Origin of the sequence: Limnobacter sp. (assembly GCF_964228395.1) — a bacterium.
Classification (GTDB): domain Bacteria; phylum Pseudomonadota; class Gammaproteobacteria; order Burkholderiales; family Burkholderiaceae_B; genus Limnobacter.
Genome location: NZ_CAXQZX010000122.1, coordinates 39,696 through 64,586, shown reverse-complemented (window position 1 = coordinate 64,586; position 24,891 = coordinate 39,696). Strand labels below are relative to the sequence as shown.

At 57.1% G+C, this 24,891-nt stretch carries 24 protein-coding genes; 14 read left to right on the top strand and 10 right to left on the bottom strand.

All coding sequences use genetic code 11. The annotated features are described in order from the left end of the window. Nucleotides 1-29 precede the first annotated feature (29 nt). Entirely contained in the window at nt 30-974 is a 945-nt protein-coding gene (locus tag ACEQU8_RS10200) for a carbohydrate kinase family protein (protein ID WP_370263353.1), read from the top strand. Nucleotides 975-992: 18 nt separating this feature from the next. Continuing rightward, entirely contained in the window at nt 993-1,469 is a 477-nt protein-coding gene (locus ACEQU8_RS10195; protein ID WP_370263352.1) for a glycine zipper 2TM domain-containing protein, read from the top strand. 71 nt (nt 1,470-1,540) lie between these two features. Here the strand turns inward: ACEQU8_RS10195 and ACEQU8_RS10190 are convergent, their stop codons facing one another. Together ACEQU8_RS10190 and ACEQU8_RS10185 are read right to left on the bottom strand one after the other, a co-directional pair. Beyond that, complete coding sequence (locus ACEQU8_RS10190; RefSeq protein WP_370263351.1) at nt 1,541-2,110, bottom strand: YggT family protein; 570 nt, start codon at nt 2,108-2,110, stop codon at nt 1,541-1,543. Between the two features lie 15 nt (nt 2,111-2,125). Further along, nucleotides 2,126-2,677: a hypothetical protein gene (locus ACEQU8_RS10185; protein ID WP_370263350.1), complete on the bottom strand. Its 552-nt coding sequence runs from the start codon at nt 2,675-2,677 to the stop codon at nt 2,126-2,128. Nucleotides 2,678-2,882: 205 nt separating this feature from the next. Between ACEQU8_RS10185 and ACEQU8_RS10180 the strand changes: the two genes are divergently transcribed. Beyond that, nucleotides 2,883-4,370, top strand: a complete 1,488-nt coding sequence (locus tag ACEQU8_RS10180; RefSeq protein ID WP_370263348.1) for an alkaline phosphatase PhoX — start codon at nt 2,883-2,885, stop codon at nt 4,368-4,370. Here the strand turns inward: ACEQU8_RS10180 and ACEQU8_RS10175 are convergent. Beyond that, the gene (locus tag ACEQU8_RS10175; protein WP_370263347.1) at nt 4,310-5,848 is read right to left on the bottom strand and encodes a flavin-containing monooxygenase; all 1,539 of its coding nucleotides are present in this window, start codon (nt 5,846-5,848) and stop codon (nt 4,310-4,312) included. The two genes, ACEQU8_RS10180 and ACEQU8_RS10175, sit on opposite strands and share 61 nt — an antisense overlap. Before the next feature lie 188 nt (nt 5,849-6,036). Between ACEQU8_RS10175 and ACEQU8_RS10170 the strand changes: the two genes are divergently transcribed. Then, nucleotides 6,037-6,936, top strand: a complete 900-nt coding sequence (locus tag ACEQU8_RS10170) for an alpha/beta hydrolase (RefSeq protein ID WP_370263346.1) — start codon at nt 6,037-6,039, stop codon at nt 6,934-6,936. A gap of 9 nt (nt 6,937-6,945) precedes the next feature. Here ACEQU8_RS10170 and ACEQU8_RS10165 read toward each other — a convergent pair whose 3' ends face one another. Then, on the bottom strand, nt 6,946-7,734 hold the full coding sequence (locus ACEQU8_RS10165; protein WP_370263344.1) for a formylglycine-generating enzyme family protein: 789 nt from the start codon (nt 7,732-7,734) through the stop codon (nt 6,946-6,948). Nucleotide 7,735: 1 nt separating this feature from the next. Continuing rightward, nucleotides 7,736-10,144, bottom strand: a complete 2,409-nt coding sequence (locus ACEQU8_RS10160) for a sulfatase-like hydrolase/transferase (RefSeq protein WP_370263343.1) — start codon at nt 10,142-10,144, stop codon at nt 7,736-7,738. Between the two features lie 110 nt (nt 10,145-10,254). On the opposite strand from ACEQU8_RS10160, the gene ACEQU8_RS10155 reads away from it, so the two are divergent. Both ACEQU8_RS10155 and ACEQU8_RS10150 read left to right on the top strand, forming a co-directional pair. After that, entirely contained in the window at nt 10,255-11,352 is a 1,098-nt protein-coding gene (locus tag ACEQU8_RS10155; RefSeq protein ID WP_370263342.1) for a glutathione binding-like protein, read from the top strand. Further along, nucleotides 11,346-11,924, top strand: coding sequence for a TetR/AcrR family transcriptional regulator (locus tag ACEQU8_RS10150; RefSeq protein WP_370263340.1), 579 nt, complete (start codon nt 11,346-11,348; stop codon nt 11,922-11,924). The genes ACEQU8_RS10155 and ACEQU8_RS10150 overlap by 7 nt, the downstream gene beginning before the upstream one ends. A gap of 20 nt (nt 11,925-11,944) precedes the next feature. Here the strand turns inward: ACEQU8_RS10150 and ACEQU8_RS10145 are convergent, their stop codons facing one another. Then, a complete protein-coding gene (locus ACEQU8_RS10145) occupies nt 11,945-12,541 on the bottom strand; it encodes a TetR/AcrR family transcriptional regulator (RefSeq protein WP_370263339.1) in 597 nt (198 codons plus the stop codon). A 110-nt stretch (nt 12,542-12,651) separates the two neighbouring features. Between ACEQU8_RS10145 and ACEQU8_RS10140 the strand changes: the two genes are divergently transcribed. From ACEQU8_RS10140 to ACEQU8_RS10115, 6 genes are read left to right on the top strand one after another with little or no spacing between them, the layout of a single operon-like run. Beyond that, nucleotides 12,652-13,779: a glutathione S-transferase family protein gene (locus ACEQU8_RS10140; RefSeq protein WP_370263338.1), complete on the top strand. Its 1,128-nt coding sequence runs from the start codon at nt 12,652-12,654 to the stop codon at nt 13,777-13,779. Next, a complete protein-coding gene (locus tag ACEQU8_RS10135; protein WP_370263336.1) occupies nt 13,776-14,528 on the top strand; it encodes an SDR family NAD(P)-dependent oxidoreductase in 753 nt (250 codons plus the stop codon). Before ACEQU8_RS10140 ends, ACEQU8_RS10135 begins: the two co-directional genes overlap by 4 nt. Nucleotides 14,529-14,537: 9 nt before the next feature. Further along, nucleotides 14,538-15,359, top strand: a complete 822-nt coding sequence (locus tag ACEQU8_RS10130) for a peptidyl-prolyl cis-trans isomerase (protein ID WP_370263335.1) — start codon at nt 14,538-14,540, stop codon at nt 15,357-15,359. Then, entirely contained in the window at nt 15,352-16,386 is a 1,035-nt protein-coding gene (locus tag ACEQU8_RS10125; RefSeq protein ID WP_370263334.1) for a HupE/UreJ family protein, read from the top strand. The genes ACEQU8_RS10130 and ACEQU8_RS10125 overlap by 8 nt, the downstream gene beginning before the upstream one ends. Next, nucleotides 16,379-18,685 carry a DUF3604 domain-containing protein gene (locus ACEQU8_RS10120; RefSeq protein WP_370263333.1) on the top strand — a complete coding sequence of 769 codons (2,307 nt, stop codon included), beginning with the start codon at nt 16,379-16,381 and terminating at the stop codon, nt 18,683-18,685. The genes ACEQU8_RS10125 and ACEQU8_RS10120 overlap by 8 nt, the downstream gene beginning before the upstream one ends. Further along, on the top strand, nt 18,682-19,761 hold the full coding sequence (locus ACEQU8_RS10115; RefSeq protein WP_370263331.1) for an MBL fold metallo-hydrolase: 1,080 nt from the start codon (nt 18,682-18,684) through the stop codon (nt 19,759-19,761). The genes ACEQU8_RS10120 and ACEQU8_RS10115 overlap by 4 nt, the downstream gene beginning before the upstream one ends. A gap of 25 nt (nt 19,762-19,786) precedes the next feature. Here the strand turns inward: ACEQU8_RS10115 and ACEQU8_RS10110 are convergent, their stop codons facing one another. Then, nucleotides 19,787-21,076: a DsbA family protein gene (locus ACEQU8_RS10110; protein WP_370263330.1), complete on the bottom strand. Its 1,290-nt coding sequence runs from the start codon at nt 21,074-21,076 to the stop codon at nt 19,787-19,789. Between the two features lie 145 nt (nt 21,077-21,221). Here ACEQU8_RS10110 and ACEQU8_RS10105 point away from each other — a divergent pair, with 145 nt between their 5' ends. Further along, nucleotides 21,222-22,442 carry an MBL fold metallo-hydrolase gene (locus ACEQU8_RS10105; protein WP_370263329.1) on the top strand — a complete coding sequence of 407 codons (1,221 nt, stop codon included), beginning with the start codon at nt 21,222-21,224 and terminating at the stop codon, nt 22,440-22,442. Nucleotides 22,443-22,460: 18 nt separating this feature from the next. Here the strand turns inward: ACEQU8_RS10105 and ACEQU8_RS10100 are convergent, their stop codons facing one another. Then, complete coding sequence (locus ACEQU8_RS10100; protein ID WP_370263328.1) at nt 22,461-23,270, bottom strand: DUF4105 domain-containing protein; 810 nt, start codon at nt 23,268-23,270, stop codon at nt 22,461-22,463. 333 nt (nt 23,271-23,603) lie between these two features. On the opposite strand from ACEQU8_RS10100, the gene ACEQU8_RS10095 reads away from it, so the two are divergent. Beyond that, on the top strand, nt 23,604-24,221 hold the full coding sequence (locus tag ACEQU8_RS10095; RefSeq protein WP_370263326.1) for an LON peptidase substrate-binding domain-containing protein: 618 nt from the start codon (nt 23,604-23,606) through the stop codon (nt 24,219-24,221). Between the two features lie 21 nt (nt 24,222-24,242). Here ACEQU8_RS10095 and ACEQU8_RS10090 read toward each other — a convergent pair whose 3' ends face one another. Both ACEQU8_RS10090 and ACEQU8_RS10085 read right to left on the bottom strand, forming a co-directional pair. Beyond that, complete coding sequence (locus tag ACEQU8_RS10090; protein ID WP_370263325.1) at nt 24,243-24,695, bottom strand: hypothetical protein; 453 nt, start codon at nt 24,693-24,695, stop codon at nt 24,243-24,245. Continuing rightward, entirely contained in the window at nt 24,695-24,859 is a 165-nt protein-coding gene (locus ACEQU8_RS10085; RefSeq protein WP_370263324.1) for a hypothetical protein, read from the bottom strand. Before ACEQU8_RS10085 ends, ACEQU8_RS10090 begins: the two co-directional genes overlap by 1 nt. Nucleotides 24,860-24,891 lie beyond the last annotated feature (32 nt).

Genomic DNA, 24,891 nt, shown 5'->3' with positions numbered 1-24,891 from the left:
TTTCTGACCTTTTCCATCGACCAATGCCCATGACTTCGAAACGCGTACTGATTTGCGGCTCTATCGCCTTTGACACCATCATGGTGTTTGAAGGCAAATTCAAAGACCAAATTCTTCCCGACCAGGTTCATATTTTGAATGTGGCCTTCCTGGTGCCCAGCCTGCGAAAAGACTGGGGGGGATGCGCAGGCAACATTGCCTACAGCCTCAAAATGCTGGGTGGCAACCCCGTGCCCATGGCCGCCGTGGGCCACGACTCCACCGGCTACCAAGAGCGACTCAACAAGCTGGGCATCGACACCTCTTGCCTGCGCGTGGTGGCCGACGAATACACCGCCCAGGCCTTTATTACCACGGACCTGGACGACAACCAGATCACCGCCTTCCACCCGGGCGCAATGAGCCACTCCCATCTGAACACCGTGGAGCAGGCCGGGGATGTAGCGCTGGGTATTATTGCGCCCGACGGGCGCGACGGTATGATCCAACATGCCGAGCAATTTGCCCAAGCAGGCATTCCTTTTATTTTTGACCCAGGTCAAGGCCTGCCCATGTTTGGCAAACCAGAGCTGACCCGATTCCTGGAACTTGCCACCTTTGCAGCGGTCAATGATTATGAAGCCAAAATGCTTTGCGAGCGCACCGGGCTGTCACTGGAAGACATTGCAGCCAAACTCGAAGCTTTGGTGGTTACACGGGGTGCGGAAGGCAGTTGGGTTTACCACCAAGGTCAACGGCACACCATCCCGTGCGTTAAAGCAGAACAAATCGCAGACCCCACCGGCTGCGGAGATGCGTACCGGGGAGGTTTGTTGTACGGCCTCACTGAGGGCATGGGCGTGGTAGAGGCCGCCAAATTGGCCAGCCTCATGGGCTCCTTGAAAATCGCGTGCAAGGGTCCACAGAACTACCATTTCACCCGCGACGAAATTGCATCCAGGTTTGAGTCCGCCTTTGGGCACAAGCCTTGGTAAACCAGAAGGACGATGAACATGAACCAAACCAAACCCAATCGACTCCGATTTGCGGGCGCAGCCACTTTGTTGTGTGTGGCTGCTTTGGCAGGCTGTGCCACCCAAAGCACATCGGGCACGGTGTACCGCGAGGGTGAAACACGCCGCGCCCAAATCATTGAGCAAGGCACGGTTGAAAGCGTGCGCACCGTGACCATTCAGGGCGACACCAACGGTGTGGGCACCGCCGCAGGTGGCATTGTGGGTGGCATCGCGGGCAGCAATGTGGGCGGTGGCAGTGGCCGCGCCGTGGGTGCTGTGTTGGGTGCAGTGGCTGGCGGCATCGCGGGTCAGGCCATTGAACGCAATGCCTCCACCCGCCAGGGGCTGGAGATCACCGTGCGCATGGACAACGGCACACTGCGTGCCTACGTGCAAGATGCCGATGAACAGTTTAGGCCTGGCGACCGGGTCCGCATTGTGACCGGCGGCGGCACTTCTCGTGTAACGCGCTAAACCACTCGGCGCATAAGCACTCAAAAAAAAGCCGGCGATTGCCGGCTTTTTTTATTGGGGTGAAGCTGCGCTTAGAAACCTGGCATCAAGCTTTGCAACACCATCATCACAATTTGTAGCAGCAGAAAAAACACCAAGGGCGATAAATCCACATTGCCAATGGTGGGCAACACGCGGCGCAAAGGCTCTAAAAAGGGGCGCGACAGTTCGTTAAGCACAGACGCGATGGGCGAGAACGGATTAACCCAACTCAAAATGACTTGAATAAGCACAATGCCCATCAACAAATAGGCCACATTGCGCAACACCCAAAAAATGGCAATGGGCACAGTGAACGTGATCATGCCGCCCAAGCCGGGCCCACCCGAAGACAAGCCCACCGAGATCAGCACCAGCAGCATGTGCAACACAAATGAGACCAGAAACGCCCCTGTGACCGAGGCCCAGTCAATACCAGCGTAGCCAGGCACCGCTTTGCGCAACGGCTTTACCAACCAGTCGGTCATGGAAAAAATAAAAGGCGACAGCGGGTTGCTGGGGTGTATGCGCACCCACTGCATCAACACGCGAAGCAACAGACAGAAGGTCAGAAGGCTTGCAGCAGTTTCAAGCAGCAAGCGCAAGATATCGATCAGCAACATGGGCAAATGCGTCGGTTAGGGCCGAGAACCAGTGGGGAACGGCCAGGTTGTAGTGGCGCCTTTCAGTTTACGCGGTTTGGCCGCCCCAGAACGGCGGCGACGTGCAGGTTTGCTGGGCGTGAGCAGCGCCAGAGGGGTGACCTCGGCGGGAGACAAAGCAGTTTTGGAGGGCTTGCGGCTGCTGCCAGCGGGTTTTGCTTTTGGAGTGACGGATGTTTTGGTATTGGGTGTCAATTCGGTTTTCACTTCAGGAACAACGGGTTTGGCCTCCACCTTGCCGGCGGGCTTCGCGGGAGATTTGCCTGCCGGCTTTGCGACCACCGGTGCTTTGGCAGGCTTGGTGGCTGTGCTTGCTACCGCCTTAGTGGCCACCTTCGTGGCCGGCTTATTGGTCGCGTTAGAAGCCGCATTGGTAGCCGCCTTCGTAGCCGCCTGAGTGGCTGGCTTACTGGCCGTCTTGCTAACCAACTTATTGGCCAACTTGGTGACTGTCTTGGCGACCGTCTTGGTGACCGACTTCTCAGCTGGCTTTTTGGCGGCCTTGCTGGCTGGTTTGGTGGCAGGCATACAAAAACTCCTTTCGAGTTTTTTGGATTAGCCCGCCATTTTATCGGTAGGGCCTTGAATTTTCAAGAAATACGAGTCTTGAATCTGAAACATGACAGTTCCATGTAAAGACATATAGAACCCTTCATCGACTCGATATTGACGATGCGCGTGTATCAATAGCATTGAGCAACACCCCGTAGGACAGTAGCAGGACATCCCAAGCATGAACCCCATTCTTCAAGATGCGGCCAACAAAGGCTTGCCACGCCGCACATTTTTACGCAATTTACTCATGGCAGCCGGCAGCGTGCCAGCAGCGCACGTGCTAACAGCCTGCGGTGGAGAAGCCTCCACCCCGGGCTTGCGCAACAACCCCGTGTCTCCCAGCGGCAGAACCAGCCCTTTTGCCACCATGGGGCCCTTGCTGGCGCCCGATGAGAATGGCGTACGCCTGCCAGCAGGCTTCACCTCACGGGTGGTGGCGGTGGTCAACCAACCGCCCTTGGCCAGCAATCCGGGGTTCCGCTGGCACTCCGACCCCGACGGCGCGGGCATGTTTCGCACCGACGATGGCGGCTGGATTTACGTGAGCAACTGCGAAGCCCGTGACGCCACCACGCTGTTTGGTCAAATTCCGGACACGCCCGTGATCTCTGATTTGGCCAGCCGCGACTCGTTGGCCGCGCTTGGAACGGTCACTGGCCCCATCACCGGACTATTGCCAGTCAGTGTGCCCTTGGTGCTGCCATTTCAGGGCGGCGCTAGCGCCCTGCGCTTCGACAAAAATGGCACCCTGGTGGACGCCTACCCCATTCAGCGCAACACCACCACCAACTGCTCAGGCGGTGCGACCCCCTGGGGAACATGGATCAACGGCGAAGAAATCGCCGATGGCTATATGTTTGAAGCCAGCCCATTGAAAGACGGTGGGACCCCCATCCGCCTGGATCGTTTTGGCCGCAAAGCGCATGAGCAGGTGGCCATTGATGCCAAACGGCGAGTGATTTACCACACCGAAGACATCACCGGCGACGACCGTTTTTACCGCACCATTTTTGCAGCAAGCGACTGGCCCGAGGGCGGCAAACCCGACTACAGCAAAGGCGTGCTGCAGGTGTTGGCCGTAGACGCTGGTATTGAAGCCGCAAGGCGCGGCCCCACGCCTGTGCGTTGGGTTAACGCTGTTGATGATGGCACACCCCAATTCAAGGTGTACCAAGCCGAAACCACCGTGTTTGCCGGTAACGAGGGCGTTTGGTTTTTGAATGACTTTGTGTTTTTTACCACCAAGGGCGACAGCAATGTGTGGGCCATCGACACCGTGGGCGGCACCATTGAAAGCATTTACAACCCCGAGGATGGCCCCGTGGGCTCGCCCGTGGACAACAGCGAACCCCCAATGATTGGCGTGGACAACATTTGTGTCACGCTGGATGGCGAAATGATTGTGGTGGAAGACGGTGGTGATATGCGCGCCATGGTGCTGCTGCCCGACCGCAGCACGATTCCCCTGCTTCGCCTGCCGGGCGACCCCAGCGGCACCGAAGTCACTGGGCCCGCTTTTTCGCCCGATGGGCGCCGCCTGTACATTGCCAACCAACGCGCCCTGCCCGATGGCACCACCACCAGCTTTGGGCAAGGGGGCACCATTTACGAAATCACCATGCCTTTCTCGGTGCGAGTGGACCCACCCTTGGCTCGGCGTTTGTAATTGTCATCTCGTCCCAGGGCTGGTTCAAAGACCAGCCCCGGTTCATCAATGGGGTCCTCCAGCAACACCTTGCTGTCGTGGTAGTAGTCTTGCTTGTTGTGCCATGGGTGTTCAGCGCCTTGGCGCGGCAATTGGTCGGCCACTCGCTTCAGGTAGTTGGAATTCAAACCACCCAACACCGTCAGCCCCTCGACCTGGGGCACGGCACCGGCGCGGGCCACCACCGTGGCGTGGCCATGCTTGTCCATGTGCGCAAGCAGGCGGCAGGCAAAGCCGCTGGCCAAATCACTTTTTAATGTCCAAGAAGCGTGGGTGTAACCCAGCACCACAATGGCGTTGGGCACGTCTTGCAACATGACGCTTTTATAAAACATTTTTTCGCTTAAGTTGACAGCCTGTCCATCCAGGCTCATGTGCATGCCGCCCACCATTTGAACATTTAGACCGGTGGCGGTGACCACCAAATCGGCTTTCAATACTTCACCCGACTTCAATGCAATGCCCTCGGGCACAAACCGGTCGATAGTGTCGGTGGCCACGCTGGCCTTGCCACTGCGCAGGGCCTGGAAAAAATCGCCATCGGGCACCAGGCACAGGCGCTGGTCCCAAGGCATGTAGTTGGGCGTGAAATGCCTCATGTCCACACCACTGCCTTTGAGCTGACGACGCACCATGGCCATCAAAAAACGACGCACCACCGCGGGCTTGCTTTTGCTAATTTTGAACATGAAGTGCGCCAGGCCAATGGTGCGCGCACGGTTTAATTTGTAGGCCAGTTTGGCGGGCATGGTTTTTTGTAGCACGCGAGTGACCGCATCCACCGAGGGCAGGGAAAAAATGTAACCGGGCGAGCGCTGCAGCATGGTGATGTGTTCTACCTTGGGGGCCATGCTGGGTATCAGCGTAACGGCAGTGGCGCCGCTGCCAATCACCACCACGCGCTTGCCGGTGTAGTCAAGGTCTTCAGGCCAGTGCTGGGGGTGCACAATTTGACCTTTGAACTGCTCTTCGCCCGCGAATGTTGGACGGTGCCCCTGGTCGTAGTTGTAGTAGCCCGCGCAGCACATCAAAAACTTTGCATGGTATTCCTCAGCCACACCCGTGGCCTCATTCACTGCCTTGACTTCCCAGCGTTGGGTGTGGCTATTCCAGTTGGCAGAACCCACTTTGCGCTGAAACAAAATGTGGTCAAACACACGGTTCTCCAAGGCGGCCTCGTGCACATATTGACGGATGTCGGCCCCTTGCGAAAAAAAGTGCGCATTGCGCCACGGCTTGAACTTAAAGCCAAAAGAGAACATGTCTGAATCTGACCGCACGCCGGGGTAACGAAACAAATCCCAGGTGCCGCCGATGTTGGTGCGTCGCTCCAGAATGGTGAAGCTGCGGGTGGGCAAGGCTTTGCGCAAATGGCATGCCGCGCTAATGCCCGACAGGCCTGCACCAATGATCAAAACATCCTCTTCCACGACATGCATTGTGGGTTCTCCAGGTTTTTTTGTTGGGCTTGAATTCGTCAAATTGTGCGTGCATCACCCCGCAGGCGAAAAGGCCTTCGAACCGATTTGTCCGGAATAATCAACTGCATCCACCATGCCCCACCAAAGCACAGCATCGGCGATGATATAAATTGATCCTGGAAAAAACACACACGGAGACCCCACGCATGCCTTCCATTCAAGCCAGTGTTGTAAACCAGATCTCTAAAATCGCGCTTCGCAACTACAAAGGTGAAGCACCCGGTTTTGTAAAACGCTTCAGGCTGGTCACAGGCATTTCCAATCTGGTGGGTCCAGTGCCTTCGGGTGTAAAACGCATGAAGGGCCAACTGGGCGGCGTCAAAGGCGAGTGGCTCATTCCGCAAAACGCCCAGGGTTCGTTGCTGTACATTCACGGCGGTGCATTTGTGGCCGGTGGGCCACCCATGTACCGTCCATTCTGTGGCGCCATTGCCAAGGCCCTCTGCCTGCGTGTGTTCCTGGTGGATTACAGAATGGCCCCCGAGCACCCATTTCCTGCCCCCTATGACGATTGCATGGCGGCGTTTGATGCACTGGTCAAAGACACCCCCACTGGCCAACCCATCTTGGTGGCTGGCGACTCGGCTGGAGGCAATTTGGGCATGTGTGTGGCGCAATACGCAGCCCAAAAAAAATTGCCACTGCATGGGGCGCTGCTGATTTCGCCCTCCACGGACATGCGCAGGCTGTCGCCCACCATTGAGGGCAACGCAAAAAGCGACAGCATGTTGTCCCCTCTTATATTAAGGCTTGCAGCAGAAACCTATTTGAACGGCCACGACCCAGCCGACCCCAAAGCATCGCCTTTACTGGGCACATTCAAAAAACTGCCTCCCGTGTTGATCACCGCCAGCCAGGATGAATGCCTGTTGGGTGACGGCGCACAACTGCATGAAAAAATTCAGGAAGCCGGTGGCGCCTCTGAGTTGCTGACCCGCCCGGGCATGCCGCACATTTGGCCGGTGATGACCACCATGCTGCCCGAAGCCAAAGAAGACTTGGTAAAAATTCTGAATTTTTTCAGGGCGGCCATGGCCACCGCTTGAAGGCGTGTTTTAGTAAACGCAGCGAAACCCAATGTGCGCGGTGCTGGTGTTGTGCGCCGCACCGATTCGGGCGGCTGGTCGGTAGCGCAGGCAGTATTCTGCAGCGCACAGGTAAGAGCCGCCTTTGAGTGCCCACAAGGTATTGGCATCCTGGGTGGGCGTGCAACTGCAACACCCTGCGCCATCGCGGCGGTAGGGCGACACGGTCCATTCCCACACATTGCCAATCATGTCGTACAAGCCAAACCCGTTGGCAGGGTGTTGGCACACAGGCACAGGCGCGGGTTGGGCCATGTCCGCGTGGTACCACGGAAAACTGCCTCGCCACACATGGGCCATGCGTTGCCCGCCGGGTGAAAATTCTTCCCCCCACGCGAAAGTGCTTCCATGCAGACCACCGCGCGCGGCGAACTCCCACTCTTCTTCCGTGGGTAGACGCCCACCCACCCACGCCGCATAAGCCTTGGCATCTTGCAGGCTGACGTGGGTGATAGGGCATTGCTCATCCAGCTCTGGCTGAGGCGCTTGCCAACTGGCTCCAGCCACTGGCTTCCACCATTGCGTAGGGTCGTTCAAGTTCACAGGGCCCTGGGTTTTAACAAACACATGGCTGCTGCCCTGCTGCTCGGCGGTGGTGGTGTATCCAGTCGCCCTCACAAACTCTGCAAATTGCGCACGGGTCACAGGGTGGGTATCCATGGCAAAAGGCGCCACCTGCACGTTACGCACGGGTCGCTCTTCGGGGTAGTGTGCGTTGGACCCCACCTGGCATAAGCCACCTTGCAGTTGTATGCGCATGCTAAATGTTCAGCACCATTTGGTTCAGGAAGCGCAACATTTCAACCGGGTTGGGTTGGCTGGTATCGATGTCGATGTCCACTCGACCCAAGACACCCTGGAAAGGAAAATGCCCCTTGTAGCGGGTAGACACCTGATTACCCAAGTCGCTGCCCAAGGTAAAACCATCGTACGAGGTAGAGAACAACACGCGCTTGAAGGTGTGTTGAGCCACCAAGGCATCGTTCACATACAAGCGCCCCTCGCCATCAAAGGGCCTGGCGGTCATTTTTTGTTCATACCGCACAGTCAATTTGCCGGCAGGTAGAACCCCCTTGGCTTGAATGTGCTCCACATAGGGCACCAGGCTTTGCTCGTAATGCAATTCACCGTTTTGAATATACAGCACCCAGCCTGCGTACTTGGCTCCCTGGGCCAACAGCACGCCATCTTCAGTGCCGGTGGGGCGCTCACAGTTGACAGTGATCACATGGCTTAGACCGCACACAATGGGGGCAATGTCGCGAGCCAGCCGCTCCACCGGCGGGTGGAAGGTCCATTTGGCGCGCAGCGCATTTTGTTGGCGGTCTTGCACCAGCTTCAATACCAGGTTGCGGTCGTCCAGAGGCAACACATTGTATTGCTGGGCCGCTTGCAGCCATTTGTCTTTCAGGCGCTGTACCACGTCGGGGTGCTGGTCAGCCAGGTTGTTTGCCTCGGTGGGGTCTTTGGACAGGTCGTACAGCTCCCACACATCGTCCTCAAACGGTTTGCCCCGCACATGGCGCGTCACCAGGCGCCAATGGCCCTCCACATAAGCACGTTGGCCGCCCAGCTCAAAATACTGTTCGTTGCGGGTGGGGGCCTGCGCGCTGGCAAAGGTGGGCACTACGCTTTGGCCTTCCACTGGCTTTAAACGAATGCCCTTGTACACCTCGGGGCGTGTGGTGCCTGTGGCGTCCAGCAAAGTTGGAAACAGGTCGATTACATGCACAAAGTTGTGACGCAATTCACCTTGGGCTGCAATGCCCTTGGGCCACGCAATCAACAGAGGGTCGGCCACGCCACCCAGGTGAGCGTATTGTTTGTAGTTTTTAAAGGGCGTGTTGGACACACAGGCCCAGGCCATAGGGTAGTGGGGGTAACTGCCCTCTTCGCCCAGGGTGTCGTAGAACTTCTCACTCGCCTCTTCAACACTCACGGGGCGACCAAAGGCCGGTGCAAACACATTGGGCGTTCCTGTGGGTGTGCCCTCGCCAGAGCCTCCATTGTCCGAAAACAAGACCACAATGGTATTGTCCAGTTCGCCAATTTCTTCCAGGCTTTTCAGCAAACGCCCCACGTTGTCGTCCAGGTTTTTCATTTGGCCGGCATACACCTCCATGTAGCGGGCATACATTTTTTTCTGAACGGGGCTTAGGCGGTCCCAGTCTTCTGTGCCAAAACTCAGTGGCGGCAACTCCACCGTGTCGCCCAGTAAACCCAAGGCCTTCTGCCGATCAAAACGCGCCTGTCGTACCTTGTTCCATCCTTCGTCGTACTTGCCTTTGAACAAATCGCGGTCTTCGGGCTTGCACTGCAAAGGCGAATGGGGCCCAGGGTATGCCAGATGCAAATAAAAGGGTTTGTCGGGGTTCAGACTTTTTTGTGTTCGCACATAGGTGATGGCCCGCTCAGTGAGGTCGTCGTTCACAAAATAATCGTCATGCTCTGGCGGTTCTACGGGTGCCACGCCGTCAAACAACTCGCTGGGCTTGAAAAAATCTGTGGAATGACCCTGAAACCAGTACGCCCGTTCAAACCCGCGCTGCGTGGGCCAATTGTTGTACGGCCCGTTGGCCCCCGTGGTGTAGGCGTTGTTCACATGCCACTTGCCGACCAGCAAGGTGGACCAACCTTCGTCGCGCAATACCTCGGCCAGGGTGGCGGCTTCATGGGTTAACTCACCACGGTAACCTGGATAGCCTGAATCGATGTCGGCCAGCCAACCCACTCCAGCGGAGTGATGGTTCAAACCTGTTAAAAACGAGGCCCGAGTGGGCGAGCACATGGAACAGGTTCTGAAGTTGGTGTATTGCAGGCCACGCTTGGCGATGCTGTCCATGTGTGGGGTGGGAATTTCGCTGCCATAACACCCAAGGTCAGAAAACCCGCAGTCGTCCAGCAAAATCACCACCACATTGGGCGAACCCCCCTTGGCCTTGGGGCGCAAGGTATACGAGGGGCGGCTTTCCTGAAAAGTCAGTCCCACCAAAGGAGCTTGCCCGGGCTCCAGCGCCTTGGGCGTGATCAAGGCGCTCGCCTTTTTCTGCACCGTGTACGCCCCGGTGCCAATGGCTGCAGCACCCACTGCGCCTGCAGCCACACCCCCCAAAAATGCGCGGCGATTGGGTTTGCTGGGTTTTGAATTGGAATCGTCTTTGTTGGACATGCTGTCTCCCGGGCCTGTCGTGAACATTCAATGCGCTGTAAATTTTTATAAATAGTGGCACGCTTTGTGTCACTATATGCACAACTGCAAAAAAACTCAAGGATCTTTCCATGCATCAGGTTGACGCACCTTTGAAAGTTCATGGCCTGGATTTGTCTTATTTCACCGGCAAGTTAGAAGGGTATTTGCGCGGCAAAGACATTGCCTACACCCTGATCGAAATGGACACCGCTGACTTCAAACGATGCGGAAAGGCCACGGGTGTGCTGCAAATGCCTCAGGTGGAATGGACCAACGGCAGTTGGCTGACTGACACCACACTGATCATTCCATATCTTGAAAACCTGCACACCGACTCATCGGTGCTGCCAAACACGCCTTTGATGCTGTTTGTGGCTCAGTTTTTAGAAGACTTTGGCGACGAGTGGCTGTGGCGGCCAGCCCTGGCCCACCGTTGGGCCAATGCGCTGGATGCTCGCCTGATGGGGCAACGGCTGGCATTGGGCATGATGCGCGATGTGCCTTTGCCCACGCCCCTGCGCCGCTTGGTCATTACCACGCGCCAACGCATGCACTTTTTGTGGGGCGATGGATTTAATCGCCGCACCGGCCAACGCATTTTGAGCCAATACACTGACTGCCTTGCGGTGCTACAACCCCTGTTTGCAGCGCAACCTTTTGTGCTGGGCCAGCGCCCCAGCCTGGCAGACTATGGCTTGTTTGGCAGCATGTTCCGCCACTTCTTTTGCGACCCCACACCCGCTGGCATCATGCGCACCCAGGCGCCTGCCGTGCACGAGTGGGTGGCCCGCATGTGGAACCTGCGCCTTTCCCATTTCAATGCGCAGCCCTGGCCCACGGGGATCGCTGCCGAATGTTTGCCCTTGCTGCAATTGGCTTGCGAAGAGTTTTTGCCCTACATGGCCCTGAATGAAGAGGCATGGTTGGCCAGCCAGAAAAATTTCAGCTTTACCAACCGGGGGGTGTCCATCGCCGTGCCCACACAACGCTACCGCGCCTGGCGCTACCAACGTCTGCGAACCCGTTACCAAGCCTTGCCAGAGCCAGTCAAATCGACCCTGGCAGAGCACTTACCAACGCTGGGTCCATGGCTGGGTGAAGCTGTTAAACAAGCCATCCCCGCTGTTGTGCAGCAATTGCCCGTGGTACCCTCGCATCAACAGAAATCGGTGAGTCGCACATGGTAGTAGAACAACTGGATGGTCGCCGCGACCGGGGTCTGCGCAACAAGCAACTGATTGTGAGCGCGTTCCTGGATTTTATTCGTGAAGGCGTGGTTGCCCCAACCGCCCAAGAGGTGTCAGAGCGGGCTGGCGTGGGGCTTCGCACCGTTTTTCGTCATTTTCAGGACATGGAAACCCTGTACCGTGAAATGGCGCATGCAGTGGATGCCATCATCGCCCCCGCCTTACAAAGCCCAATTGAAGGGCGCACCTGGCAAGACAAACTTCAACACGCCATTGAACGGCGAAGCGCCATGTTTGAGCAGTTGATGCCCATCCATGTGTCCACCCTCGCCCACCTTCATACTTCGCCGTTTTTGAGGCAGAAACACGAAAAAAGCGTGGCCCTGCAGCGCATGCTCCTGCAGGGCTTTTTGCCCAAAAAAATTCAGAACAAAAAGGCCACCTTTGAAGCACTGGATTTGGTGTTAAGCCTGGACACCTGGGTTCGACTTCGGCGCGACCAGGGGCTTACCCCCGAGCAGGCCAAAAAAACGGTCCGTCAACTGGTTGAGCGGCTGGTTGAGGGGTCCTGAACACTCTCGCCGGCAAATGATCACCCAAACACCGATTCCAGCAACACATCAAACTGGGCCAAAGCCTGTTTGCGGCTAACCACACCATCGCGCACCAGGTTGCGTGCACCCCAAAAGGCCATGATCAGCATCCAAACCAGGCTGGCCGCGGCTTTGTCGCTCATGCTGCGGTGCTTCTTCAAAAGCGGTAGCCAAATGCGAAGCACCAGGTCTCGAATGCCGGTGCGTATGGTCTCCAACTCGGGCATGTTCTGGTTCATGCCTGCAATCATCTGCCACAGGGCGTCGCCACGCCCCTGAGGCATGTCCATCGACACCACCGCCGCTGCCCGAATGGCAGCCTTGATGTCGTGGGCATTGGCTGCAATGGCTTGTTGCGTGCCCTGCATGGTGTCCACAAAAATGGCCCAGGCCGTGGCAGTGAGCAAGCTCTCCAGGCTTGGAAAATGCTGGTACACCAGCTGACGGCTTACTCCGCTGGCCTGCGCCAGAGTGCTCATGTTCAATTCGGCCCAACCCTGGGCCTCCACCAGCGCTGCGGCTGCCTGCACCAACTGGTTTTTTCTTTCTTCTTTGCCCAAATAGGGTCGTTTTTCTAGTGTTTCTATTTTGCCCATCGCCTACACCTACGCATCAATGTTTACGGAGTATGACACACCCCATTTAAAGTTGACACCATGTAAATATTGGTGTTTAAATAAAGGCATTCCATCGACCCCTGTTCTTTATGAAACCGCATTACACCCTGTACGGCTGGCATCTGTCTTATTTCACCGGCAAAGCGCTGTGTTACCTGCGCTACAAGCAGGCCAACTTCACACTCAAGCCAGTGAACATGTTCACCCTCATGGTGACCATCAAGAAAAAAACAGGTGCTGCTGTCATGCCCGTGTTGAAGTCCAGCTCGGGGGAGTGGATTCAAGACACCAGCGTGATTATCGACCGCTTTGAACGCGAGATACCCACCAACCTTGTCATACCCGCTGACCCAGTGCAACGCTTTGCCAGTTATTTGCTGGAAGCCTGGGGCGATGAATGGTGGGTGCCCATCGCCATGCACACGCGCTGGAATTACCCAGAAAACTACGCCCTGTTTGAACATGACGCCGGCCAAGCCCTGTTGCCTTTTGCGCCGCGTTTTTTGCAAAACAAGGCAGCAGCCAAGCCAGCTCGGTTCTTAAAAAGCATGCTGCCTGGCGTGGGCATTACCCCCGCCCAGCACAACACGATGAACCGCTGGACCACCCACATGCTCGATGCGCTGGATGCCCACTTTGCAAAGCATGGTTTTTTGCTGGGCGAGCGGCCCAGCCTTGGGGATTTTGGCCTGGTGGGCACCATGTATGGGCACCTGGGCCGCGACCCTTGGCCCAAACGCGAACTGGTGGACCCCCGCCCCCACCTGAAGGCCTGGTTAGAGCGCATGAGCAACCCCGCCCCGCACCACAGGGGCGAGTTAATACCACCGGGACCAATGCCAACCAGCCTTAACCCCGTTTGGCACTCGGTGCTGCATGAATTTGTACCCATGGTTCAACGCACTGGCGAGCTATTGTGCAAAGCGGCCCAGCAACGTGGCCTAAACACCCGCCTGCCCCGTAGCGTGGGCATGGTTGAAACCCGCATGGGCGACATGCCTTTTCAACGCATGGGCCTGGGCTACACGGTGTGGATGATGCAACGCGCACTGGATTGCTACCGCGCCATGTCAAGGGCAGACCAAAACGCCGTCGAACAGTGGCTAGCCCAACACCACGCACGCGACATTCTTGCCATGCCCCTGCCACGGGTTGAACGCATGGCACTCACCGTGGCCGTGACCGAATTGCCCTCAACACTGGAACAAGCAGCATGAACCAAACCGCGATCATCACTGGCGCATCTTCTGGCATTGGCCTGGCCCTGGCCCTTGAAATGGGTCGCCAAGGCTACAACCTTGGCTTAACCGCGCGCCGCACAGAGCGCCTTCAAGCCCTTAAAGAGCAACTGCTGGCCATGCCCAGCATGGCAGGCAAGCAAGTCGAATGGTTGGCCATGGATGTTCAAGACACGGCCCAAGTGCCCAAATCCATGACTGCACTCATCGGCAAATTTGCACAGGTCGATGTGGTGGTGGCCAACGCTGGTGCCAATCAACTCACCGGCGTGGGCAAAGGCCAACTGCAGGAACAACTGGACATGATTCAAACCAACCTGCTGGGGGCAGTGGCCACGGTGGACGCTGCGGCCGAGTATTTTCGGGCCCGAAAGGCCGGCCATATTGTGGGCATTTCTTCGCTGGCGTCACTCACCCCCATCCCCAAGCAAGCGGCTTACTGTGCCACCAAAGCGGGTTTTTCAATGTACCTGGATGCATCCGCTATCGAGCTGAAGCGGTACAACATCCATGTCACCAAAATTCTGCCGGGCTTCGTCAAAACCGACATCGTCGACAACATGGAGCAGTTTCCCTTTCTGGTGTCGGCCGAACAGGCAGCCCGCGAAATGATGCAGCACATTCGCAAACGCCGCAGCACTGGCGTGGTGCCAGGCTACCCCTGGCGTGCGGTCAAACCTTTGTTGGCCAACATGCCCAGCGGGCTGTGGCGTTACATCAAAATTTAAGGAGCGCCCATGGCTGGCGAATTCACCTCCAAAGCAGTACTGATGGGCTTTGTGGCGGTGGCTGCCGGCATCGCCCTGCTTGAATGGGCAGCCCCAGAGGAAGCCTCCCCCCAAACCGTGGTGCTCACACCCGCGCACCGGGAATTTGTGCGCCAGCAGCTTAGCCAACCCGGCATGCCCACCCCCAGCGAGGCCGCGCTGGAACATGCCATGCAGAATTACCTGGAGGAGGAGGTGCTGTACCGCGAGGGCCTAAAACTGGGTCTCGAACAAGACGACCTGATTGTAAAACGCCGTGTGGTGCAAAAAATGCGGTTTTTACTGGAAGGCATGACCCCCTTGGAACAACCCACGCGCGAGCAGCTGCAGGCCTACCTTGATGCGCATGCCGAGCACTACCAGACCGGCCACGCACTTCAATTCGAGCATGTGTTTTTTAGCCGTGGCAAGCGTGGCGATGATGCGCTCATGCACGCCCGCCAGCATTTGATCAATCTGGCAACAAACCCGAGTTTAAAGGCTGGGGATCCCTTTCCACTGGATGCCTCACAGGCGCCCGTGGACCACCTGCAGCTGAATCGCGACCTGGGCAGCGCCTTGGTGGATCGCATTGTTGAACTGCCAGTGGGGCAATGGTCAGAACCGATGAATTCAGCCTTGGGGGTGCATTTGGTCAAGGTGCTTGAACACCGCAAAGGACGCACCATAACCGTGGACGAGGCTGGCGAACGCCTGCGTATCGATGTGATGGCCGCCCAGCGCGAGGCCATGAACGATGCCGCACTGGCCACCATATTGAACAGCTACACCGTGGAGCAACGCGATGAATAAGCGCCGCCCACTGCGCAACCCGGCCACCTTGGTGTGGTTGGCCCAAACCTTGTTGGGCCTGTGTTTGGTGTTGATGCTGGGCAACGGCATGGCCCACGAAATGGGCACCAGCGCACTTCAACTTCGGGAATTTTCAAGTGGGCAGGGGCAATTGGTGTTTAAGCGCAGCCAAGGGGCCGATGGCAGCATGGCCCCCATCGACTTTGCGTTCACGCCAAGCTGCCAAATCACCCCCTTGGGCCTGGCCACACTGCACGACAACGAGATCATCCAGACCGCGCAATTTGCATGCGGCGGCCCTTTGCATGAGCACAGCTTGCACGCCTCTGGTTTTGTTCGGCTGGCACCCGACCTCATTGTTCGAGCTGACCTCCTGGGTGGCCAAACCATCCACGGCGTGCTCACGCCACAACGGCCCAGCCTGGGCCTTCACAGGGGAGACCCGCCCTTGCAATGGACCAGCTATTTCCAGATTGGGATTGAACACATGCTGCTTGGCTTGGACCATGTGCTGTTTATCACCGGTCTTTTTTTGCTTTGGCGCAAACAGCAAGGCACGGTAGGGCAGCTGGTGGGGCAACTCACCCTGTTCACTGTGGGGCACAGCATCACATTGGCACTGGTGGTGCTGGGCTGGCTGGCTGTGCCCACACGGGCCATCGAGGCATGGATAGCACTCAGCGTGCTGTACCTCGCCGTTCAAATCGCTTTGCCCCAATACAACACACCAAGCCGTGCCCACTGGGTGCTTATTGCCTTGTTTGGCTTGTTGCACGGCTCGGGGTTTGCACTGTCGATGGTCGACAAGGGCTTTCCTGCCGAGGCACTGTGGCAGGCCTTGCTGGCATTCAACCTGGGGCTTGAGGCTGGCCAACTTGCAGTGGTGCTCCTGTTGCTGACGCTGTTTGCCGCGCTCAAGCGTGCCCACCTCCAGGCGCTGCCCTCAATCACACACCACACCCTGCTGCTGTTGCTGGGTGGCTTTTCATTGCACTGGACCATACAAAGGGTAGCCACCTATGTTTAATTTGATCAAGGCCCGCGCTGGTTTGGCGCTCACATTGCCTGTGTTGCTGGCAGCCTGCCTGGGGGGCAATGGTGAAACCAACAATGCATCCAACAACCCCACGGTGGTCACCCCCAACGAGAACCCGGGCACCCCCCTCACCTGCACTGGCAGCACCAGCAACCGCAAACAAGCCTACTTTGGTGACCTGCACATTCACACCAAGCTGTCGTTTGATGCGTATTTTTTCAATTCCATCAATGGACCACGGCAGGCTTATCGATATGCCCAGGGCGACCCACAGTTTCTACCTTCGGGTGATGACCCCGACACACCAGCCCGCCGTATTCAAATCGATCGCCCTCTTGATTTTGCGGCGGTCACCGAACACGCCGAGCAACTGGGCACGTTCTCCAACCTGTGCGAGGCACAGGGTCGCGTGCCCGCAGGCACCAACCCAGCCTGTGATGTATTTGGCGGGTTTATTCGCGACAACGTGTCAGTGTTCATCACAGGCAATGTGCCCTTGTACCTGCAACTGGTCACCAGCGCAGGCAGCCGCATTCCCAGCTCCAGCACGTGGCAGCAAATTCAGGCCATCACCAACGAAGAATACACACCCTGCAAATTCACCACCCTGCACGGCTACGAGTTTTCCTCGAACAAAGGGGGGCAGGTGCTACACCGCAACGTGATTTTCCGCGATGCGAATGTACCAGCCAACGTGGTGAGTTCGGTACCCCCGGTGCCCACCGATGACAACACCAACGACGAGTGGATGCTGTTTGATGCCCTGCAAAGCGAATGTGTGGCCAAAGGCAATTGCGATGTGGTCACCATCCCTCACAGCATGAACCAAAGCGATGGACGCTTTGTTCGTGCACGCGACCCCGCCACTGGCCTGCCACCCGCACGGGACAATGCCCCACTCACCAAGGCCGATGCCAATTTGCGGCACGCCATGGATCGCGTGCTGGAAATTATCCAGCACAAAGGCGCCAGCGAATGTTTACTTGGCTTTAACCAGGGTTTGCAAGGCGAAGAGGGATCCGGCTGTGGCTTTGAAGAATGGAAAACCCTGTGCCGCGGCTTGCAGGACGACCCCGCCGAATGCAAAACCGTGTGCAAAGGCAAGGCCAGCGACCCCCTGTTCTGCCAGGTCAACAACAACCAAGGCGCAGGTCGGTCCATTCATGCCTCGAGTGTGTGCACCAGCAGTGCCATCGGGGGCTCAAGCCCTTCCGACTGTACCGCCCCGCTGGACTATGCGCGCAACGTGATTGCCGAAGGGCAAGCATTGAAAAAGACCGCGGGCATTAACCCCTATGAATACGGTTTTATTGGGTCCAGCGACACGCACAATGGCATTGCGGGCTATACCGAAAAGGCGCAGTTTGCCCGCAACCCCGGGCACGGTGGAGTGCTCGATGATGAGCCCGACGAAGCCTTGGGCCGCTGGGATTGCCGCCCACAACCCTTGCCCACCGACCCCATCACTGGCTTTAAACCGCCAGCGAACACCAACAATCCCAGTGACCCCGCCAATTGCCGCGATCGGCATTTCAACCCAGTGGCCTCCAACTTCACGCCGGGTGGACTGGCAGGGGTGTGGGCCCGCGAGAACACTCGAGAAGAAATTTTTGCGGCGCTGAAACGCCGTGAAACCTTTGCCACCTCTGGCTCACGCATGCGCATTCGCACCCTGGCCTCCAGCAAACCCTTTCCGGGCAATATTTGCGATTTGCTGGCTGCTGGCCAAAGCCCGGTGGATGAAGGCCGAGTGGATGGCGTGAACATGGGTGGCAATTTGGTGATCGACGGAAAAGGCCCCTACATTGTGGCCTATGCCTTGCAAGACCCCGGCGGCGCTGAGCCCGGCACCCCCTTGCAAAAACTGGAAATCATCAAAACCTGGGCCGACGGCCAAGGCGAACGCAGGCAGCAATTGTTCACCTTGCTAGAGAACCGCAACGCGCCTCAACCCGCACCCAATTGCGCCACCGAACAACGCGGCCCCGAGCAAATGTGCGCCGTGTTCCACGACAAAAACTTTGACCCCAAAGCGGGGGCCGCCTACTACGCCCGCGCGCTGGAGAACAACACCTGCCGATGGAGCACCCGCATTTGTGTGGCCAAAGGGGTGCAATGCAATTTGCTTGACCCAGCCAATGGCAAATTTCCAGAGCAAAGTGGACTGGCCGGTTACGAAGGGTGCTGTGCCATCAGCGGCAACCCGGGCAGTTTTACAGGCGAATTCCGAATGATCACGCAACAGGAGCGGGCCTGGAGCTCGCCCATTTGGGTCGAGGCCAAACCATGAACAAAAAACAAGCACTGACCTTGGGGCTGGCCTTCATAGGTGTGGGCGCTGTTGTGGCGTACACACAGCGCCAAGCCATTACCTATTTCTTGGTGGAACGCAATGCCTCACAGCGCATGACCGCAACGCTGAATCACCTGGACGATGGCTTGCACATTGGCCTGTGCGGCACGGGTTCACCCTTCCCCGACCCGCAACGCAGCGCCGCCTGCACCATTGTTGTGGCTGGCCCAACCGTGATGTTGTTTGACGCCGGTGGCGGAGCCGCCAAACAGATTGCCCGCATGAACCTGAACACTGGGCAAATTGGCCATGTGTTTTTAACCCATTACCATTCAGATCACATCGATGGATTGGGCGAATTGATGATGACCCGCTGGGCGCAAACCCTCACCGATCAGCCACTGGTGGTGCACGGCCCCACCGGTGTGGAAGAAGTAATACAAGGATTCGGCCTGGCCTACCGGCAAGACACCCAATACCGCGTGGCGCACCACACGCCGCAAATCATGCCGCCCCATTTGGCTGGGGCCCAAACGGCCACGTTCGATGTGCAAGGTGAGTCCTTTGCCACCGTATTTGAAGCACCCAACCTGCGGGTGGAAAGTTTTGCGGTAGACCATGCCCCAGTGAGCCCGGCTGTGGGCTACAAAATCACCTACAAAGATCGAAGCGTGGTGATCAGCGGAGACACTAAAAAATCAGGCAATGTGCTTGCAGCTGCCAAGGGCGCAGATCTGTTGATACACGAAGCACTCAACCCGCAGTTGGTGGGCACCTTACAAACCATTGCACAGAAGTCTCAACGCACCAAATTGGCGGCCATTTTCGGTGACATCACCGACTACCACGCCAGCCCGGTCGACGTGGCCCAAACTGCGGCGCAAGCTGGTGTGCAAGCGGTGGTTTATACCCACATTGTGCCGCCCTTGCCACTGCCCACACTGAAGGAAGAGTTTCTGGGCGATGCGCCGAAGCTGTACAGCGGCACCTTGCGCATCGGTGAAGACGGGGACTGGATCAGCCTGCCTGCAGGCAGCAAAAACATCAACTTTGAACGGCGCTGGCTGCCCTGAGCAAGCCTTTGATGAATCTTTAAACTCACACCGCTTGTGGCGTTGCCAACAGGGCTTGTTGCAGCAACCACAGACGGTCTTGACCCCACGTTACCGTATTGCCCACCCTGAACGAAGGCACGCCCCACAAGCCCAAAGAAAACAACAGCTCACGATTGGCCTCGGCCTGGGCCCGCCAGGTGCCATCCTGCAAAGCAAGTTGCACATCCCCCCAATCCAACCCGGCACGGTCGCAAATAATGCGCAGACCCTTGTCACTGCCTGCGTCCATCCCCTCAGCCCAAACCCCTTGCATAAAGCTCAATACAAATTGTTCGCCACGCGTTTGGGCAATGGCCAAAGGCATGATGGCCAATGCGCGCTCAGCGGGCGCGCCCACCGGATCGTTCAAGCGCCCAAAGGGAATGCCGCGTGCGTGGGCTTCTCTCGCTGTGTCATGCACAATATATTGGCGTTTTGGGGCAGGCACGGGCAGGCCTCGCATCACCATGGGCAGCACAAATTTTAAATTCACCCTCACCCCGGTGAGCCGCGCCAGTTCGAATACCCTTGGCGCCACAATGGCGGAGTAGGGGCTTCGGAATGAAAAGAAAAAGTCAATTTCGTTGGCAGCGCTGGCAGGCTGTTCCAGCTTTAGATCTGGAATTCTTGGAAACAAAAAACCGTGGCCAGGCTTGCGTGCAAGGCCCAAGCCCCGCCAGCGTTCCTCCAGGTGGTATAGGCGATCAATGCCCCAATACCACTCGCCTTCGTAATACAGCATGCCGCCCAGGTAGTGCCCAAGTCGCTCACGCAATCGGTCTGCAAGGCTTTGGTGCTCTTTCAGCTTGGCCAGGGTGGCGGCGGGCCCGGGTGGCAATGGCAAGCCTTGCCACAGGGTGTGGGTAATGGCCTGGGCATCGTCCACAAACACGCCCGCCTCAATGGCATTGAGCAACAACAAACTGGCTTGCCCCACCGCCTCGGGCTTGGGTTGCTGGCCTGGGTCTTCAAACACCAGGCCCCAGTAACGGGCCAAATGGGTGGCATCCGTGCGGCTGTAAGCCACCAGTTTGTCGCGCTCGGGCGCGGCTGCATCAGGGGGTGGGCTGACCAGGTGCACTTGCAGGGTCACGTCATAAGCGGCCATCAACTTACCCAGCACCTGCACCACCAACGCGCTGTAAGGGTCATCCACTTGGTGGAAGTACATCAGGGTGTGTGGCCTACCCTGCTTGGCGCGCAAACTTTCGGCACGCTCCCTTTTTGCCAATAGCCGCTTGCGCGACAACATGCGCTGGGTAATGAAGGGCATCAGCAGGGTTTTAACAGACATCACATGCACCGTATGAAATTGGACAACGGGCCACGCACCTGCACCCCAGCCCAAATTTAAGCATTAATATTTACACAATGTCAATTTTAAACACCTTAAAAAATCTGTTTTTCATTCAAGGAAGTACCATGCAAACACCTACGCCATGAGCCAAAGCATGATACGCCTACTGTCTACCCTACTCAGCACCTTCTGCACTGTGATCCTGAGTGCCTGCCTGGGCGGCAACTCAAGCGACAACCCAAGCACAGCACGCGGGGTACAAGCCGCCGAAACCCGGCCCAATGTGTTCACACGTGATACTTTTGTACCCCTTCCTGCTGCACAAAACAACCCTGTGCTTACACAGGTTCGGGAGCAAATTCTGGGGCCAGGGGCCATGGACCCCGATGTGGTCCAATTTTGGTGGGTGGGTGTGTCAAGTTTTGTGGTCAGCATGAAAGGCCACTTATTCTTGCTGGACGCTTGGGAAATTGTTGGGATGCATGCCAACTACGTACCCATTGGCCGGGAGGAACTTGCCGCCCTGCAACCCGAGGCCATTTTTATCGGCCACGGCCACTTTGATCATGCAGCCGATGCCGGGTACATTGCAGCGCGCAGCAACGCAGTGCTGGTGGCAGGCAGCACCGTGTGCGACACCGCGCGTGAACGCGCCAGCGAGGAAGGCCTGCCTGCAAACTTCCCCTGTTTGAATCTGGGCGATGCCACACAGCCAGGCCCCGGCAGCACACAATCCTTGGGCATTTGGGAAGACCTGCCCCCGGTGCATGTGATTCAGCACACCCACTCCGCCGCCGAGCCCGGCGACCTATTGGCAGGCGGCGCACCCCTGGTTTACATTCCAGATGTGCTCACCTTCCCGACCTACCTCAACACCAACATGGGTGAAGCGCTGCGCTTTTTGCAAACCCTGCCGGACGATGGTGGCGCAGGCCAGCCCGCGGGGGGCACATGGGCCTACCAATTCAGCGTGGACGAATTCTCGTTTTTCTGGCACGACTCCACGGGGATCATGAAACCCGACAACCCCACCAGCCAAGCCATAGACCGAGCCATTCGCAACATGCCCGAATGCACCGATGTTCAACTCAACGCCATTGTCGGGTTTGGCATGGTGACAAGTGCCTACCGGGATGCCCTGGCCTACGTCGCCGCTGCACGCCCCAAAGTGGCATTGCCCACCCACCACGACGCCTGGGCCCCCGCAGTGGGCGGCGGGGCTGACGCCTACAAACAGAGTTGGCTGGATGCGGTGGCCACCTTGCCCAACCCACCGCAAGTGGACTACCTGCAAGACCCCGAGGACTATCTGAAGGTGCGGCGCTATTCGATCAATGACCCGCGCTGGGCAGGCGGTTGTTAGGCCGAGCCTGCGCTCACGCTAGGGTACCCCCTGCCGAATGGCCTCTGAAAAATTATCCCCAGGCCTGGTGGCCAAAGCGCGCTCCACAATGCTTCCTTTGCCATGCAACTCACCATAGGTGTGCCCAGTGGCAAGCGCCCCCTGCTCATAGGCATATTCGGCAAAATAACCCGACAGCAGTAGGCGGTAATCCAATGGCAAACCAGGTGCAATTTGGCGGGCCATGTCAAACACCACCGTGGTGCAATTGCTGGTCAGTGTGTTGTAAAACTCCGGTTTTTGGGCCAATGCATTGGCCTTGTTCACATAGGCCAAAAACACCTTGCGCAATTGCTCAGGCGGCACCTCCAGCCGGTACAGATAAACCTCTTCCCCACGCGCATTGGTTCGGGTGCGCACAATATCAGCCTCATCGGCCGCCACCAAAATGGCCTCGTACTGCCTAAAGAAGCCCTTCCATGCAGAAAACTTCTCGTGCCGCTCTTTGCGAATCTCGATAGAAAAAGTGATGTAACGCCCATCTGCAAAACCAAACGAGACCAGCGTGTGCGCAATCTTGGGCCCCATCCAATACGACAACAGCAAATCGGCCCGCTGCAATTCATCCAGATTGTATTGGCGGGTTTCCCAACGCGGGGTGTAGTCGGTCTCGGTACGCCACTCAAAATTGCGCACATTGTGCAAAGTTACCCTGTCGCCTTGTACATCGGCCTGCAACATGTGCGCGACATCGTCTGCCCAATCCCGATTATGACTGGGCTTTTGCAGCACCCACCACGCAGCAAACACCAAAGCCAGCAGCAACAGGGCATAAACAAACATTCGCATCACCCCCTGCTCCAAATAAAACCCACTCGCATCGAAAGTGCATTGAACATACAACTCCAATTCATTTGTGTTGCCCGCAACATCATTGGCCCGGTCAAACCAGGCTGTCAATACCAACACCAACGGCACGCAATTCAAAACGCTTATTGCGATAAGGACTACAAGCCCGGCTGGCCGGCCTATTGACTGGGTTGGGGAGTGTGGTGGGGTTTTTGCTGCTGGCCAAACTCGGGGCCAGCGCCTACACTTCATAAATAGAACGTGTGGTCAAAGTGGATAGGTGGCCTTGGGGTTGCTTTTGATTGGCCTCATCGCGCATTGGAGAAGCTCAACGTGAACACCACCAGCATGCCACTGTTTCCGCTGGGGTCTGTGCTGTTTCCTGACGGTGCATTGCCCTTGCAAATTTTTGAAGTGCGCTACCTTAATCTGATTAAACGTTGCGTTCAAAACAACACGCCATTTGGCGTGGTTAGTCTTCTGGACGGCAACGAGGTTCGCCGCCCCGGCGAGCAAATCAGCCTGGCCAAATATGGCACCCTCGCCCGTGTTGAGCACTTTGAAGAAGTCACCCCTGCCCTGTTCAGAATTCAGTGCATCGGCACACAGCGATTTGAACTACACAGCGCACAACAAGAAGCTGCAGGCCTGTGGATGGGCCAAATCCGCGTCCTAGAAAAAGACGCGCAAGTGCCCGTGCCCGATGACCTTCAACACACTGCCAAAAAATTGGAGGAGTTGATGGAACAAGTGGCCTTGCAAGGCATTCCTGATGAGCAAATGCCCTTTTACCCCCCATACCACTTTGAAGACTGCGGCTGGGTGGCCAACCGTTGGGCTGAATTGATGCCCCTGGCCAAATCCACCAAGCTGCAACTGCTTGTGCTGGACAACCCACTGCTACGCCTTGAACTGGTCAACGATGCCCTGCATGCACAAGGCATGGCTTAATTGAAAACTTAAGTGAAAGTCTTACGCGCCATTTCCCTTTAAAACCCTGATCATGGCTTGTTGCCCCAAACCACCGACCTCGGTGGCAAATTGAGACACAATCCACCTCAAGGTACTTACCGCGACATCGCCCGAGCCAAGCGCTGCCCTACCCATGAAACCCAACATGCCATTGAGGATATTGCGAACCGCATTCACAAATTCATCATTGGCCCGCGACACCTTGATCAACATTTCGGCCAGCAAATCTGCGGCGGTGAACAATGCAGAAAACCCCACTTGCAAGCAACTTAAATACACATAGCCAAACAACTTGGCCAAGGCCGTGAGCGCATCACCAATGAAGCGCAACACCGTGACACTGAACATTTGCCCTCCGCCCACTTGAGCGAGGGCCTGGTTCAAATCATGGATGTGGGCTCGCAACACCGAGGTTGGCTGGCAAAAATCTTTCCAGCTTCTTTTGTACCTCATCAAACCATAGCCATCGACCATAAAATGCGCTGAATCAAATCATTTGCAAAAGGCAGCAATCCAACCCGCGGAGCACCGATGGTGTACAGATGAACATCAAACCCCATGTCGTTAAGCACAGCAGCATTCAGATTGGCCAAGGCCCCGCCCAGGCTATGGCCCATGCAATGAATTGTTTTTGGACGCCTGCGGCCAC